Here is a 14865-nt window from a genome sequence, read left to right as displayed (position 1 = left end):
AGTTTTAGTGAATTGGTATCAGTCAATGGTAGACCAGAATACGTGCGTGCGCCGTGTGAAGCTAGCTTAAATGGCTGCCCAAAAACAATGCACTCCTGCCCAACTCGCGATCTTCTGGTTGCTAGCACAAGGAAACGATATCATTCCCATTCCGGATACCAAGCGACAAACTTACCTTGAGGAGAATATCGGCGCATGGGACGTGCAACTTAGTGTGGATGAATTAGCTCAAATTGATGCTATCATGCTACAAGGAATAGCCGCAGGTTCGCGCTATCCTACCTCATTAATGCAGATGGTTAATCTTTAATCTTGAAGATTTTCTTAAATAACAAGCCAAAGTGCTGATGTTTGCCAGCTACCACATCCACGTAGTTAAATAGACTCTTGAGGCTGCTGTCAAGAAGGCATAATAACATGGCTAAGTCTCATAGATTACAGCACGACGGGGGCAATCCTACTTGGCGCAGTGCCGCAAGAGGCGAGCGCCCTGAAACTCTAGTCCTTTGTCTGGTTACTTCTTTCCTCCTGCACTCTGTTCTATTTCTGGGAAGCAATTATTGGCTTCGAGCTTTTGCGCCCAAGCAGGAGGTTTCCGAAGCAATACCAATTGAGTATGTTGAAGTTCCTCCTGATGAGACAAAGACGCCCCCGGAAACTTCACGACGGGCTGCCAAAGATTCTGTTGCAGGTGGAAAATCCAAACCAGAAAGACCTATTTCTGCTGCTAAGTCAGCATATCCAACTGCACCCAAAGCCTCTACTGCTTCTGAACCTTCTGAGGTATTCCTCCCAGAAGGGACGCCGCAAAAAGCGGTATCACCAAATCTATCTCCTCAAAAACTGCAACCTAAACCTCCGGAAATTGCGGTTGCACCTACAACCAAACAACCAGAACCACCACCGCAAACAACAGTTACACCTACACCTAAACCACCAGAACCAGAACCTTCGCCAACAGCAGTTGCACCCGCTACCAAACCACTAGCACTGAAACTGCAACAAAGGACAGTTGCACCAACTAAACCACCAGAACCAGAACCTTCGCCAACAGCAGTTGCACCAACAACTACACCACTAGCACTGAAACTGCGACAAAGGACAGTTGCACCAACTAAACCACCAGAACCAGAACCTTCGCCAACAGCAGTTGCACCCGCTACCAAACCACTAGCACTGAAACCTCGGCAAACGGTCGTTCCCCGTACCCCCGCGCCGTCAGAACCAGAACCCTCGCCAACGATAGTTGCACCTACACCCAAACCACCAGAACCCGCACCCTCGGCCACAGCAGTTACACCCACAACTAAACCACCAGAACCCAAACCTCGGTCAACGGTGGTTACTCCCGCCACCACATCGCCAGCACTTAAACCCCGGCAAACGGCAGTTACACCCACAACTAAACCGCCAGCATCTTTAACTCGTCAGGGAAATAGAGATCAGCTTGCTGCAAAATCCTCTCCACGACAGTTGGAGACTAGGACTACTTCGCGAAAGCCATCTCAAGTTCAACCATCTCCAAAATCAGGTGGAGCAAGCAGTTTGGGCGGTCCACTTAGTTTATCTAATCGTGATTTGGGAAGCAATGAGCTGGCAGCCCTACCTAATTCCAACCGCCTCAATCGCTCTACAGAAGGCATTGATGCCCGTCAAGATGCAGACCTTGGTTCTTACCTGAAGCAACTACAGGAGCAAGTAAGGCAGCAGTGGATACCAGGACTCACTCAGTCTTCCCGGCGGACAGTGCTTCACTTTACTGTTAGCCGCTCAGGTCTGGTGAGCAATCTCCGAATCGCACAAACCTCTGGATTGACCGTTACTGATGAGGCGGCACTCAGCGCTGTCAAACGAGCAGCACCCTTTGTACCTTTGCCCACAGCGTATACAGAAAACTACATCAATATTCAATTCACATTTAATATCAACGTCTATGGGGAACTAGAGCTATGGAGAGGTGGTCAATAAGGCAAAAGGTGCAGATATATAGAGTTGGCTGTATCAAGATAGATATCGCCATCAGTTCCAGTGGTGTTGCTAGGTGCGCCGCTTCCACTAATTATTGTTTTGCCACTTGGTCCGTGTACGCCCTGGCTGCCTTGAGGTCCCTTGAGAGAAACAAAGGATGACCAAGCGCTGCCCATCTTAAGGACCATATAAATAAGTGTTGGAGTTGTCAATATAATAGTCGCCGTCTTTTCCCAGCGTGCTTGCAGGCGCGCCGCTGCCATTTAGTATGGTTCTGGCATCCCCCGCTACGCCCTCAACGGCACCACACGGACAATTACGGTCTTGCTCAACTAAATATATGAATTTCACAAATACCTCCTGCTTGCACGGACTTTTCCCTCAATCGCTGTGTCGGCTGGTCCTGGAGGCTGCGGTGTACGCACTGCTTCCAAGGTGTACTGCCATTGGTTATGTTGCCCTAGCAGTAGTTCTACTCCCAAATGCTGGGCAAGTAGCCCACACGCCTCATGATACGCCTTTTGCCGTCGTCGCATCGGTTCTGCGGCATACACGGTAGTATTTCGGTCTAAATCGCCAAGTGTGACAGTAGAGGAAGTGACAGCTGTGTTTTGGTCGTCAAGCCCCAACCGTTCCAGCGCATAGTCACAACGGTTGATGTCAGTCCGTATTAATTGATGGTGTAAGTGCGATCGCACATTGTTCATACGGTATTCAAGTACAGCGCGGCTGCTGGATGGTCCACCTTCCACATAGCCCAGGTGAAATCGAATTTTTTCCTTTTCATTCTCCAATAACCTCATAAAATAAAAGTGCTGAATTTGATTGAATAATAGTTATTTTAATAATGTTAATAATTGCGGTAACGTCGATATTTTTTATATTGCTTGCAATGGCTTTTGTGTGGGTAAAAACAGAATCATTTCTTGGCAATCATCTTGGCAGCAATCCCACCGCTTGTGACGGATGTGAGGATAACTCTGATAAATTTAGCAAGACGGGGGACGTTGTAAAGCCCTGCGGCGCTTGCGCTGGTCAAGCGAGATGCTGAAGATTGACTAGAAGTCAAATCCTCAAACACCAAGTTATACCAGTTGGCTTGGTCGTTACTTCCTTGAATTGTAAAAGCGCCAATAAATATACCAGATGTTGTTATTTGAATAACAGCTGTGTTGTAGACGTGTACATCTGTGCTGGGTATCGCCGCAGCATTTAATATATTTGCGTTTCCTTCTACACTAATGCCATCTACAAAGAGTGAAAATCTTTGTAGAAAATACTTAAAAAAAGCCAAAAAACTAACTGTGCCGGTATCGCTGTTACTAGGCGCGTCTGTAGTTAGTCCAAAACTACTAACCAATGCACCTGTGGGGGATAGAGTCACTGAGATGCTATTGCTTGGGGTGTTTACGCCCATTGGCAAATTAGGTATTTTATCCTTAATTTGCCCCAGTAATGCGTTAGCCGCACCATCTGGAGCAATAGTTACGGGTATGCTTTCTGCTGCACTTCTAATTCCTGTTGGGGGAATTTTGTTGATGATTTGCTGCAATATCTGCTCGTTACTTTGATAAGTCATACGATCCACCAATTCCCAAGTTGGTCTACCATCAAATCTACAGAATTCCCTCTTGCTGTTATTTGCAGAGTCGCACTTCCCTCTATCAGCTTATTGTTGTTAGTTGTGATAGTTACAGCATTTGCTGAACTATCAACTTTTTTAAACTTATACCAGCCTGCTATATTAGCTCCCAAGGTAAAAGTAATAGGATTATTTGTACAATCTCCAGCTAATACAAAATCATTAATTATTACGGTATAATTTGTAGATTTAGTAGCGAATGCTGGGGAAATGCTATTAATTTTTAATACCCTTCCTTGTGTAAAATTAAGGTTTTTCATGATTAATATATTTTCTAATAAGAATTAATTTCATTTTCCACGTCTTGATAGTTGCTTATAAGTCTTGGATAAATAATCAATTCTTGTATCATTCCTTCAAAAGGAATACTGGGCGGGAGTCCGGAACCTGCCCCAAGGTTTAAATTAATGTTATTTTCTGTAGCTTTACCGATAGCTGTTAATTCTGCTATAGCCTGCCCGTTTTTTCTAATCAAATTCTTGCCTCCCCCTCTTATTAATGAGAGTAAAGAAAGGTTTGGAAACTGTAGGGAGACAGATACTCTGCCTTGTCCATTAGTAGAATTTTCTATATCAAAATAAGTGACTGAATCCTCCCAAGGCGCGTGTAGTATTATTCTAGATATATTTGCATGTTGATTGCTTAAAAGTGCTGAGTTTTTTGTCTTGCTTCTAAAAACAATAAAGACAGATATAGCAGCATTAGTGCTAACCGTATCGACGAAGTCAGAAAGCATTATTTGGGAACTTGCTAAAACATGATTAACAAAAGAAATACTTGTAAAGTTATTTTCAGTTATCAAGGAAGGTTGATAAGTTGTGTCTGTTTGACTAAGGTCAATTTTTTTGTTGCCTTGGTCTTTCCAGCTAGAAATTAAATTATTTGGTGAATTTGCAAAATCTTCTCTATATCCGTCTCTTAATCGTCTGAAAGAGTAAGCTACTCCATCAGGATATCTATCCAGCAAACGATTATTGTGTCTAAAAATTCTAAACTTTAAATTGTTTCTTGCTAAGATTCTCATAAACTTGCAACCACGTTTACAGTAATAGTTGCAGTGCCAGAAATAAAATTGAAGCGAATTCTAGACAAAATGATTTCACTGACTGAAATCATGTAAGAACCATTAGTTGTAATCAGCACGTCCTCTTCATTTGGACTTAAATTAGCCCATCCTGTGCCAGTATTGGAACCTTCTATTCTGACAAATAAATTACCTGAAATTCCTGCAACGTCAAATTGATAATTAATGCGAGAGTAGGGAACCGTAAAAACATCTAATGCTGATGTCGCCCCTGGGGCTGATAAGGTTTCCTGAGGAAATTTCTTTGAATTAGCGCCAGATGTGCTTCCTGTCCCTCCAGAAATACCATTCTCGATTATATAGCGGAGCGCTTCCACTATGCCTGCGATAGAAGGGATAAAATTTGGCTTTTGCAGCATTAATTCCCTTCCTTCTTGCGCCTTGTCAATGGTGGCGTTGACGCTGTTGTTCTTTAATCTCAATCAGCATTCCCGTAGGAACAAATGAACCATCAATCAATTGTGTTGTACCGTTGGAGAAGGTGCGCGATATTACCACCTCCTTCCCCAAATAAGTGTATCTAGTCATAACTTGCTAAATTTTTCCACCTGTGCATCACTAATTGAGAAACTGCTGAGGTTAGGCGATCGCGTCTTGCGATAATACACAACGCGCACTGGAAGAAGTAGTCTGCCCTGAAGAGCATTCACTCGAATATTCCCACCCGCCACGCCAGCCGCACCAGGCGCTGTTGCACTATAAAGTCTTAACTCAATTGGCGCCGTCAGCTTCAACCCAGGAAGCGGGTCAAAAATAGAAATCGCCTCCCCATTGGGCACACCGTTGGGCAGAGTGCCGTTCGCCGCCGCACCGGACACAGCGCCTGGTGTTGTGTTTGAAGTCATGTCAGCGTTTGCTGCGGTTGCCAACTTGATGACATCGGTTGTCCCAACAGTAACAACGCCAGTTACAGGTTTGTTGTCCCTGACATCGCCCACTCTGGGAAGATAAAATGAGCAATGACTTAGATATACAGGGTCATTTGCACTTAAGGGTATTGGGTCTTTGGGGTTGGGGATGATGCAGGGACGGTCCTCGCGATCGCGCAGTACAATACTATTTCCCGTTGTGGTATCGACCTCGGCGTATCCTTCATATGTAAAGACGCGAAGCCCGTAAAAGTTCACGCACTGGGCAGTTGCGTAATCCGGGTGGAAGTAGGCGTTTGCTGGGACTAGAGTAGGTACTGAATCTGGCATATTAATTGTTGGTTTGTTGGCTATCAGTTATCAGTTACGCAAGCTGGAGGGTACATTTGTGCCTGGCACACCAGGACCTGTGAGTTCTCGGAGATACAAGCGGATATCGGTAGTTGATAGCGGTTCGTTGTTTTCTGTCCCTATCAACATTTTGGGGTCACGCGTATAGTTAGAAAGCGTTTTCCCTTTCCGACTCCACATGTTGGGGCGCTTGACAATAACTTCCTTGCCCCGATTCATCATGAAATCCCAGGCAAACATTGGTTGTATTGCTGCCCTTGCTACATAATTTGGCTTTCCTGCTCGCAGTATTGCCCCCATTTGGGCGGGGACGAACCCTTCCAAGAAATAACTAGCCACTTCCTCTCCCTAGTGTTAAGATGAGTCATTTGCGTTACATGGTATTAATAACTACTAAGGAGGATGGGCTAAACCCATCTTTTTTTATCTGTTGTATCAAAACTCTCCCAAATCAAAAACGTGCTGTGCCCAGAATTGACCAGGTGTCATAAGTATTGCTCTATCAAAATCAGCCATCTGTTGAGGAGTAATGGCTGGCAACCCGCTCCCCATGAGCGCATACTGTTGGGCAAACTCGTCCATTGAAGCGAAGCCTTGTTGTGGATTGTATGTATTGTAACCGTAGTTATCAGGGGTACCTGGAAGTGATGGGGCGAGTTGTTGCTGTGTTTGCTGTTCCATCAATCCCTGTTCTTGCAGTGCCTGTTGATAATTTTCCCAGAACTGCGATCGCACCTCAGTTGCAGAGTAAGTCACTTCTCTCTCATCTCGTCCATCTAACGCCTTACGCAATCGTCGTGATAAATCCTCTACGTATGCAATTTGGTTTGGGGGAAGCGGTGCAATCTGCACTTGTGAAATAAAATCCCCATTCTCACCATCCCCACCCCTATCAAACCCCCCAATCACCCGCTTAAGCCTACGTCCTTTTTGGTCAGAGTTGATAGGTTTGATGTGTTCTGAGTGCGTCCTAAAGCCTGAAGCCCAAGCAACACTGTCTTTGTTGGGGGCGAGATTGTCAAAGATTTGTTCTTCCCTCAAGGAAGTTATTAATATATTGCTGGCAAGTTCTTTGATGTTTGTCCTGACCCCCGACTCCAATACAGCCAAATCTTCAATCTCTTCTCTGAGGTCGTGATATTCGGGTTTGCCCATCTCCCCTTTGTTGTTGATGTTGAGGCATTCTACGCAGGGGATAAACCCTAGGGAGTTTTCAGCTGTTACATCGGGTATGGTGCGCGTTGTATCATCCCAGTCGGGCTTTACGGTGTAATCCCATCTTTCGTAAATCTTACTTGTTAAGCGAATTCTCACCCACGCATCACCATTATTGGCACTGGGAAGAATTCCCAGTGAGTTCTATCACCTCGAAGAAGTTATACTCCATCTTTTCTCGGATGGCTTCGTTTGCGATCGCGGCACTGCTCTTAATTAGGTCATCCCCAAATATGATATGGGCACGCATCCCGACGATTGAGCCAGTAATACCAGCAGCACTAAAGGTGGCATCAGAATCAAGTGTGTTTACCCCCGCCCAGTGCTTATCAATTTCCCAATCCGTGTCTGCCCAACGCTTACCAGGTCGGACGTGTGGGAAAATCTCTCTATATTTAGGGGACTCAATAATTCTCTTAACAATTCTACTTTGGCGTAGAGCAATCACCCGACTGTGACTGAGGTAGAGCATCTGCACACCAGGGTTATGTCCGATGATGTCAGCAGCTATGATTGCCGCCCATGTTGATTTTGCGCTTCCCCTTGGGGCAAGCAAATCTGTATTGTCACCTGCATAAAGATTAAGACATTCTGAAGATTTCCCTGTACGAAGATGAGGAAACCATTCCAGGTGGTGTGGCGCTGGTTTCTTGTTGGCGACATACTCACCAAGTAAACCGACATCAAGGCGCGATCGCAGGACAATTTCTGACGGTTCAACCGGGATAGGTTCGATGTGACGCATTCGCCAGCGATGACGAGTTGCTTTACGAATTGCCACGCTGCTTAGCTTTTAAATAATAGAAAAATCGTTTCCATAAAATCTTTTCCCTATCAGGTATTCTTACTATTCCCCATGCCTGAAGAATCAAAAGTAAGCCTTGACCGATAATGCGAAATGTTTCTTTTAATCTGAAAAAGAACCACCACCAAATCCAGATGAGAGGCTGTTCATCCGTCCTGACAACAACAACCGAGGATTGTATTTGTTCGCCCATAATTCTTTTATTGGAAATGGAAACACATCAGCCCCGAGAGTCATTAAGCCGATTTCAAAAGGTAAATACTTTGGGTAGTCCTCATTCCACTCTATTGTTAACCCTTCTTTGTCTCGAATGAAAGTAAAAGCAGGTGTTCTATGAAGGTACAGTTAAATGTTACCACTTCTCCTGCCCCAAACTCAGCGGCATACCTTTGAGCGATCGCACCCCCTAGGGAATGTCCGGTGACAGTTACGCTTGGATATTTGGCTGCAAGAGCACTCAATGCCTGTTTACTGCCCTCAAATTGCCCAAACCCAATGCCACGCGGGTCAACATCACTCAAGATGTCGCGTAAGTCACCACTCCCAAACTCCGTACCTCGAAAAGCAACAACAGGCTTGCCCTTGGGACTGACAAAAACTGTTACCGCCAAACCTGTCCTAGGGTCATTAAACTTTTCCGCCATGCGATAGCCACTAGGTAACGCCATAGTATCAGCGCTTGTTTCGTAACTTGCCTTTGCCAGCGCTTCTGCACCCAAGTGAGACACGGAAGCCTTGAAGGACTCAGTGGGAATTTTTCCCAGTCTTACTGCTTCTTGCTTGGATTGTCTAGGCGCTAAACCAGAAGACAGTACCTTTGCCGCCATCTTCCCCGCTTCTTGAGGAGATAAGCCGGAAAAACCGCCAATATAGCGAATGTGCTCCGTAACTCTTTCTTTTCCGCGATTTTAAATCAAGACAAGACAGAAGATAAATATTTCTATACGATTTGGGATGGCGTGCCTATGCGTTCAGCAAGCACTCATGGGGTATATGTTAATTACAAAAAAATATATAAAGCGCCTTTAAGCAATGGAGATATTATTACTTTTGGAAGTGCCAATCTTTATCCTCATCTAATATTTACTGAGGAATGTTTCAAGCTAGAACACAGCAAAGAAACTTGTGGTTTAGAGTATGCGGCGTAAGCTAGATAAGTTGTACAAAGAAAATGAAGTCACTTATCGTGGTGTGTTTCTACTTTCCTTGAGCTTATAACTCGTGGTCGTTTCCGTCCATCACTTATTAATAGAAGCGGATTTCAAGTTTCGCATTCCTAATGTTGTAGGCAGCCTTGATGCTATCACTTCAATCAGCTTAATTCTCGCTACATTGAGTGGTTGGTTCGCATTTCAACAGATACGAATGGCGGATACTTCAAACCGAGACGCTAAACAACACTCAATCAAAGAGGAAATCATAAGAGAAGTTAATGAAGGGAAGCAAGAAATTGATTGCGTTTCACAACGAGTCACTGATTTAGAAAAAGAATCTTATGCGCTGCGGCTTAATTTGCAAAATCATATCGATTGGGCGGTCCATCCAGAAGCGGCGAAAAAGTTCTTATGATTGTCGTAATAGAAAGTCACGCCACTGGCATCATCAGTCCCCGCGTTTACCCACCCTGCACACGCCGGGGTAGACACAGTTATAATTGCAGCAAACGACAACGACGCTGATAAAAATCCAATCCGCATAAAAGCCCTCGCTCTTTTATACCAGAGTGAGGGTTTTGCTTTATTGTTGGCATCGGAGCGATCGCTGAACTAGTGTGAAATTTTAGTTCACGACTCTATATACTTAGGAGGCTCCCGCCTACCAGAGCGTTCATGCATTTTTTGTGCTGTATCTAGGCGGTTGTTTCTTCCCCCGTCGCTCCTGCTGAATGTTGTTGACCGTCCGGTAGCATACGCCTAGCCGCTTGCCAATTTCCCTAGTACTCCAGTTGCGGCGCTCATCATCAAGTGGCAAAGTTTCAATATGCCCGATTTTGCGCCATTACAACCGTTTGGTTGATTTGATAATCTACTCCTAGAATAAAGTTTCGAGTTAACTGGTCTTTACCCTTTTGTTTTGATGAATAGCCTATCCACTGCCACGCATCATCAAAATCAACCGGGAATTCTTCTGTTGATTCAACGAAAGATTTAACTAACTCAAGAGACAATATTTCTGTCATACCCCTTCTAGTCACTTAAATTGTGCAACCTGCACTGATATCATCAATGCAGGTTGCACACCAAATAATTAACCCGTCTTAGTCGTCAAACCCACATATTGAGGGAGATAACAGCTGCTGTAACCCTTCAGGGTAGTTGCGTCACCAACTGATAAAAGGCTCTGACTGTTATCTTGAACCCCTCGCGATACAGGTAGGTGCGTTAGCTACCTAATTACAGCTAATCGCTTTTCTTTGTCTACCGCACGTTAGCGCAGTGTTAGCAAGGAACTGGCGTTAATCGTCAGATAATTCAAAACTTGCCTGGTGTTGGCGGGCTTTTCTGTTGGTTGAGTGCGATCAGCTTCGCTGCGCCCAAAGGGCGATCGCCGAAACAGTGATCGGTTTCTTTAGCCTATATCATTGTCTATGCTAAAGTCAAGGCATCGTATAGTCAGTGTATATGCTATTAAAAACCCTACTTCAACTCCGAAGTAGGGGGTTTCCTTTCTGAATCTACTGGGTCTAATGTCAAAATCCGCTCACGCCATTGCCTGAGAGAGCTATTTTCGTCCCTCAGGCGGCTGATTCCCCCAGCACAACTTGTTCTAATTTGAGTAATCTTTTCTTCATTTCTGCCATTTCATCACTTGGTGAGTTAGGCAATATGCCTAAATATTGTTTCATGTAATTTACTAGCAAATCTGTTGCAGTTGTTCCTTCTTCTTTGGCTTTACGAATAAAAGCCTTTTTGATTTCCTCGTCAACACGAATGTTTAACTGATTGCTATCGCGAACCATCAAGTAACCTCCTACCTTAGCTTTGAGGCTGCAAACTATGTGATGTATATACACTAGCCTATCTGTATTGATTTGCCTATATGCCTATATTTTGTCTAGAATATGCCTTGATAAAAGCTTGTCGCCTATATTTTTGTATAGGCGACAGGCAAAACAAAAGGCGATCGCCCTCATACCAGTGTGTGCGATCGCCTTCTGTAAATCCCAGACCAAAAGTCCGGTTTTATCCACTTCATCCATGGGGTCTCCATGGCATCCATACTTATCATGACACATCCAGCATATACAACAGAAGCCCTCAATACCAAATCACTGAGCGAACTAAAAGCCATCTACACCCAAATTGGCTGCACCCGCGCCTGTGGGGACAAACGCAAGAAGGCTGCTTGGGCAGTAGCTATCCTCCGATTCCAAGAGCAACAGATCGTCCAAGTTGAGGGAACCTGTGCCACCTGTCCCAAGTTCGATAGCGATCGCGGCGTGATACTACAGGAGAAGCTATGACCCCAGAGAACTTCCCAGTACAAGACGGAGAAAGTAACAACTGACACTTTCTACCTAGAAAATGTTAGTTTCCTCTTCCTTAATCTTTTTTAACATTTCCTCAAGTTCCCCCACTATGGCTTCTAAATGCTCATTTGCCGCTATCAACCTATTGATTTCCTGTTCATGACGGGCTATCTGGCTTTTGTTGCTGACCAATTGGTTACGGGCGATCGCAGTCAATTGAGCAATGAGCCTTTCTACTAGGGCTATTTTGGAAGCCAAGAAAACGGGGATACGCCCACGGGCAATGCGTTCAACAAACTCACTTCTGCTTAATCCGAATTTGGCTGCTTTTTCGTGTAGCAAAGATAACGCAGTTGGAGTTAGGCACAAACTCGTATATTCCTTGCTCTCGTCGTAGAAAGTTCTCTTCCCGTATTGCTCTGCGCTTCCTTCTAGTTTTCTTGGCATATCTCAGTATGCGCCTACGTGATTTGTTTAGTTGTCATTTTAGCTATTTTCCCTGTTGAGGAACTCACTATGCTTCATGTGATCATGAATACTGAAATGAAAAACCCTGTCAGTTGCTTGACAGGGAACACACAAAAAACGAACTTTATTATGAATGAAAATCGGGCATCTTACAAGACTTTAGTGTCAGAATATCTCGGTTTTGTTGAGGTATTTTTTAGCATTTTCGGATGTAATTGTAACACATCTGAAGCAATTTTCGCTCACTCTTACAAAGTGGAGAGTGAGTCATGAGTAAATCGCAGCATTGGAAAATCGACGAGAAAGAGATGCGATCGCTCTATAAGCAAAAGGTACTAACGACTGCCGCTTACGTCTTGGGAATCATCAAGTTGCATCGTTCGGCAGGATGGAAACTAAAGCTGACCCCAAATATTTTTTGTGCTGATTGGGGTATTCCAAAACGGTCTTTCTACAAAGCAATTTCTGATTTAAGACATTGTGGGTTACTCCATTGGGAGGCAAAAGGAGAAATAGTCGTTTGGTGGGGCACAGATATACCATCTGAGGAAGAATGCGATTTCTGCGATTTCAGCGTTTTGGATAACAGCCAGAAACAAGACACCGTAAGCGTTGTGCAACATCCTGCACAGACAGGCGCTGAAACCCAGACACAGCAAGCGTTCTGGAACCCTAACATATATTTAACAGATAATTTAACAGATTCTCTAACAAACTCTCCCCTTACCCCTCTCATTCAAGAAAAAGAGGAGAGAGAAAAAAAGCAAGGTTTTGGGTTTGAAATTCAAGAAAGTAATTCACAGCCCTTCGCTTCGTTGGAGGTCAAAACACAGACTCCAGGACTAACGAACACGCTTATCGTTGAGGCAAGTATTCCGGCGGCGCGGCTAAAGCAAGTTGCGCCCCACGTCTTGCCCACTTTGGATGGTTTGGAGGGAGCCGAGAACCCTCAAGCCTATTTGACGACTGCTGTTTCAGACGAAGCTAGAGACTTTTGGGCAAATTTTAAGCCCGTTCTGAAAACTCAGACAGAAAAATCTGTTTCCACTGAAGAGCAAGAGTTGGCGAGAGCCGCGATTGAAGCCTTAAAGTCCAAAAAACAAGAGCGTAATAAGGGGTTACATAGCGTCGTCGAAGAAATTGGCTCCCAGAATTTCAACGCCCTTTTTGAGGACATGAGGAGGTACTTGAACTGTGGTAGCGATGTGTTGCGACAAAAAGCAATTGATTGGGCGTGTGACCCGGTAAATGGGTGTGAACTCGTCAAGAAAAACGGCAAAGTAGTTGACATCAAAGAATTAGATTTTGTTTTCAAAAACAGGGTGCATTGGAGATAAGCCATGATAGCAATTTCAACTTTCACAGCAGGTACAGAAGTCCGCATCACAGGCGGCACACATAAAGGCAAGAAGGGGACAGTGACAGGCGATCGCCCTGAAAAGAAAACCCATCAAGGCAAGATAGCTGTGCGGCTTGGGGCAGCCGGGAATAAGAGCAGCAAGATAGCTTGGATTGAATCAAGTTGTTTGGGTGAGGTGACTGAGGCGCGGCAAGAAAAAGACTCAGAGGATGAGTTAGTAACCCAAAAACAAGATCAAGACTTTGAACTTACCCCAAGTAAGCAGCAATTACTTGCTTATTTAGCCAAACAGGATAAGCCTATCCACGCCATGAAAATTGCCAACGACCTAGATTGGTCTCTTTTCATCACTGAGCGCCGTTTAGGGGAATTGATAAGCCATGGCTACGTATCACAAAGCGAAGACGATTATAAAATATGCAACCAATTAGAACAATCGGACTCTTTGAAGGAATCGGCGGGTTCACTCGTGCATCAGAACTCGTTGGAGGGTTCCAATGGGTCGAATCAGTCGAAATTGATGGAGACGCCCAGCGGGTCTTGCGATCGCACTATTCCCATCCCATTCACTCAGATATCCGAGACTACCACCCCCAAAGGAGCGCAGCCGATTGCATCGTCGGCGGATTTCCCTGCACAAACACCTCATTCTTTTATGTAATTCCCATCGTTGCGCCCATTCTGGGTAGAGGGGGTAAACAAATCTTGCCCCCGTTTTTCCTTGGGTTACACGCACTACTGGGAAATCTTCTAAATCAAGTCGGAAAACTTCATGACTACGCAGTCCATAGCAAGCGATTGCCCAAGGGGCACTGCGCTCCGCGCAATCGCCTCTCCTTTCAATGGATACTCGTATTCTTGCTGCTTTTAACCTTTGGTTCGCCTGGGCTATCTTTTCGTCAATATCTGTCACTAGTTTTGTGTCTATTTAATTGACATATGCTGACGTATCTTGACACAAAATGACCTATGCTGACACCAGCAGACATCGCCCCAATAGTGCTTTACATCTTGCTTTTTCCTTAAAGGCGGCACCCGGATTTGAACCGGGGGATAAAGGTTTTGCAGACCTCTGCCTTACCACTTGGCTATGCCGCCGTACTTAGGTCTGGGAGTTCCAGCCTTAAATGAATTGACCTCAAAATAGCTGCTTGATAGCTAACTTGATTTAGAGGTATGCCTATTTTAACCTAATTACACATCTATAACAACATCGCCACAAAGCAACTTTGGTGCAGCCTCTGATTTTTGGGATTCCAGACGAGATCTCTTGCTCCACCAGCAGTAGCGTCATCTCATCATTACCTGTTTAGGACTACCCACTATATACATACAATAGTCTGAAGCAGTAATTCCACTTTTTTATATAAGTATATTATCTTACAAACTAATTTCTTAGTTTCTCTCTTCAGAGAGATGAAAAACTATATAAACTAAAAATTTAGTATAATATGTGAAATCAATTATGCGGTTATTACGTAAAAGTAGGGGAGGCAGTGATTATTGTTAGCGTACTACGCAGCCAATAACTTTCTTCAGTGTACGAGGATGTATTTGCTGCTTGCAAAACAGAATAACCTTGGTTACAATCTGTTATTTCCGTGGAAGGAGCATGAGATATTAAGACGCATATA

General features: G+C 44.5%; 24 protein-coding genes and 1 tRNA gene. 7 read left to right on the top strand and 18 right to left on the bottom strand.

What is annotated here, in order from left to right:
- Positions 1 to 70 precede the first annotated feature (70 nt).
- Entirely contained in the window at positions 71 to 310 is a 240-nt protein-coding gene (locus MAS10914_RS0120805) for an aldo/keto reductase (protein ID WP_017317877.1), read from the top strand.
- A gap of 107 nt (positions 311 to 417) precedes the next feature.
- Positions 418 to 1968, top strand: a complete 1551-nt coding sequence (locus MAS10914_RS0120795; protein WP_017317875.1) for a TonB family protein — start codon at positions 418 to 420, stop codon at positions 1966 to 1968.
- Here MAS10914_RS0120795 and MAS10914_RS0120790 read toward each other — a convergent pair.
- The 13 genes from MAS10914_RS0120790 to MAS10914_RS0120730 form a co-directional block, all read right to left on the bottom strand.
- Positions 1962 to 2231, bottom strand: a complete 270-nt coding sequence (locus MAS10914_RS0120790) for a hypothetical protein (protein WP_026082704.1) — start codon at positions 2229 to 2231, stop codon at positions 1962 to 1964. The genes MAS10914_RS0120795 and MAS10914_RS0120790 overlap by 7 nt on opposite strands.
- An 84-nt stretch (positions 2232 to 2315) precedes the next feature.
- Positions 2316 to 2771, bottom strand: coding sequence for a hypothetical protein (locus MAS10914_RS0120785; protein ID WP_017317874.1), 456 nt, complete (start codon positions 2769 to 2771; stop codon positions 2316 to 2318).
- A 116-nt stretch (positions 2772 to 2887) separates the two neighbouring features.
- The gene (locus tag MAS10914_RS0120780) at positions 2888 to 3547 is read right to left on the bottom strand and encodes a hypothetical protein (protein WP_017317873.1); all 660 of its coding nucleotides are present in this window, start codon (positions 3545 to 3547) and stop codon (positions 2888 to 2890) included.
- Positions 3544 to 3870, bottom strand: a complete 327-nt coding sequence (locus MAS10914_RS0120775) for a hypothetical protein (protein ID WP_017317872.1) — start codon at positions 3868 to 3870, stop codon at positions 3544 to 3546. The genes MAS10914_RS0120780 and MAS10914_RS0120775 overlap by 4 nt, the downstream gene beginning before the upstream one ends.
- Before the next feature lie 14 nt (positions 3871 to 3884).
- Entirely contained in the window at positions 3885 to 4634 is a 750-nt protein-coding gene (locus MAS10914_RS0120770) for a hypothetical protein (protein ID WP_017317871.1), read from the bottom strand.
- Positions 4631 to 5053 carry a hypothetical protein gene (locus MAS10914_RS0120765; RefSeq protein ID WP_017317870.1) on the bottom strand — a complete coding sequence of 141 codons (423 nt, stop codon included), beginning with the start codon at positions 5051 to 5053 and terminating at the stop codon, positions 4631 to 4633. The genes MAS10914_RS0120770 and MAS10914_RS0120765 overlap by 4 nt, the downstream gene beginning before the upstream one ends.
- 25 nt (positions 5054 to 5078) lie before the next feature.
- Positions 5079 to 5222, bottom strand: coding sequence for a hypothetical protein (locus MAS10914_RS34485; RefSeq protein ID WP_017317869.1), 144 nt, complete (start codon positions 5220 to 5222; stop codon positions 5079 to 5081).
- A complete protein-coding gene (locus MAS10914_RS0120755) occupies positions 5219 to 5893 on the bottom strand; it encodes a hypothetical protein (RefSeq protein ID WP_017317868.1) in 675 nt (224 codons plus the stop codon). Before MAS10914_RS0120755 ends, MAS10914_RS34485 begins: the two co-directional genes overlap by 4 nt.
- 30 nt (positions 5894 to 5923) lie before the next feature.
- Positions 5924 to 6253 carry a hypothetical protein gene (locus tag MAS10914_RS0120750; RefSeq protein ID WP_017317867.1) on the bottom strand — a complete coding sequence of 110 codons (330 nt, stop codon included), beginning with the start codon at positions 6251 to 6253 and terminating at the stop codon, positions 5924 to 5926.
- 96 nt (positions 6254 to 6349) lie between these two features.
- Positions 6350 to 7228 carry a hypothetical protein gene (locus tag MAS10914_RS0120745; RefSeq protein WP_017317866.1) on the bottom strand — a complete coding sequence of 293 codons (879 nt, stop codon included), beginning with the start codon at positions 7226 to 7228 and terminating at the stop codon, positions 6350 to 6352.
- Positions 7229 to 7241: 13 nt separating this feature from the next.
- A complete protein-coding gene (locus MAS10914_RS0120740) occupies positions 7242 to 7910 on the bottom strand; it encodes a hypothetical protein (protein ID WP_156818205.1) in 669 nt (222 codons plus the stop codon).
- Positions 7897 to 8127, bottom strand: a complete 231-nt coding sequence (locus MAS10914_RS0120735) for a hypothetical protein (protein WP_017317864.1) — start codon at positions 8125 to 8127, stop codon at positions 7897 to 7899. Before MAS10914_RS0120735 ends, MAS10914_RS0120740 begins: the two co-directional genes overlap by 14 nt.
- A 97-nt stretch (positions 8128 to 8224) precedes the next feature.
- Entirely contained in the window at positions 8225 to 8761 is a 537-nt protein-coding gene (locus MAS10914_RS0120730; RefSeq protein ID WP_017317863.1) for a lipase family protein, read from the bottom strand.
- 51 nt (positions 8762 to 8812) lie between these two features.
- Here MAS10914_RS0120730 and MAS10914_RS0120725 point away from each other — a divergent pair, with 51 nt between their 5' ends.
- Positions 8813 to 9082, top strand: a complete 270-nt coding sequence (locus MAS10914_RS0120725) for an FHA domain-containing protein (RefSeq protein ID WP_017317862.1) — start codon at positions 8813 to 8815, stop codon at positions 9080 to 9082.
- 73 nt (positions 9083 to 9155) lie between these two features.
- Positions 9156 to 9503, top strand: coding sequence for a hypothetical protein (locus tag MAS10914_RS0120720; protein WP_017317861.1), 348 nt, complete (start codon positions 9156 to 9158; stop codon positions 9501 to 9503).
- A 406-nt stretch (positions 9504 to 9909) separates the two neighbouring features.
- Here MAS10914_RS0120720 and MAS10914_RS30705 read toward each other — a convergent pair whose 3' ends face one another.
- The 3 genes from MAS10914_RS30705 to MAS10914_RS34480 form a co-directional block, all read right to left on the bottom strand.
- On the bottom strand, positions 9910 to 10113 hold the full coding sequence (locus MAS10914_RS30705) for a hypothetical protein (protein ID WP_017317860.1): 204 nt from the start codon (positions 10111 to 10113) through the stop codon (positions 9910 to 9912).
- A gap of 555 nt (positions 10114 to 10668) precedes the next feature.
- Positions 10669 to 10893, bottom strand: coding sequence for a hypothetical protein (locus MAS10914_RS0120710; RefSeq protein WP_017317859.1), 225 nt, complete (start codon positions 10891 to 10893; stop codon positions 10669 to 10671).
- Between the two features lie 84 nt (positions 10894 to 10977).
- On the bottom strand, positions 10978 to 11133 hold the full coding sequence (locus MAS10914_RS34480) for a hypothetical protein (RefSeq protein WP_017317858.1): 156 nt from the start codon (positions 11131 to 11133) through the stop codon (positions 10978 to 10980).
- A gap of 9 nt (positions 11134 to 11142) precedes the next feature.
- Here MAS10914_RS34480 and MAS10914_RS0120700 point away from each other — a divergent pair, with 9 nt between their 5' ends.
- Positions 11143 to 11397, top strand: coding sequence for a hypothetical protein (locus tag MAS10914_RS0120700; RefSeq protein ID WP_017317857.1), 255 nt, complete (start codon positions 11143 to 11145; stop codon positions 11395 to 11397).
- A gap of 54 nt (positions 11398 to 11451) precedes the next feature.
- On the opposite strand, the gene MAS10914_RS35040 is transcribed toward MAS10914_RS0120700, so the two are convergent.
- Entirely contained in the window at positions 11452 to 11850 is a 399-nt protein-coding gene (locus tag MAS10914_RS35040; protein WP_017317856.1) for a dsRNA-binding motif domain-containing protein, read from the bottom strand.
- Between the two features lie 290 nt (positions 11851 to 12140).
- Here MAS10914_RS35040 and MAS10914_RS0120685 point away from each other — a divergent pair, with 290 nt between their 5' ends.
- A complete protein-coding gene (locus tag MAS10914_RS0120685; protein WP_017317854.1) occupies positions 12141 to 13208 on the top strand; it encodes a hypothetical protein in 1068 nt (355 codons plus the stop codon).
- A gap of 440 nt (positions 13209 to 13648) precedes the next feature.
- On the top strand, positions 13649 to 14167 hold the full coding sequence (locus MAS10914_RS36680; protein WP_071599842.1) for a DNA cytosine methyltransferase: 519 nt from the start codon (positions 13649 to 13651) through the stop codon (positions 14165 to 14167).
- 90 nt (positions 14168 to 14257) lie between these two features.
- Here MAS10914_RS36680 and MAS10914_RS0120675 read toward each other — a convergent pair.
- A tRNA-Cys gene (locus MAS10914_RS0120675) sits at positions 14258 to 14329 on the bottom strand.
- Between the last annotated feature and the right edge of the window lie 536 nt (positions 14330 to 14865).

Origin of the sequence: Mastigocladopsis repens PCC 10914, assembly GCF_000315565.1 — a bacterium.
GTDB lineage: Bacteria > Cyanobacteriota > Cyanobacteriia > Cyanobacteriales > Nostocaceae > Mastigocladopsis > Mastigocladopsis repens.
The sequence above is the reverse complement of the archived record's forward strand: the minus strand, read 5'-3'. Positions and strand labels throughout refer to the sequence as shown.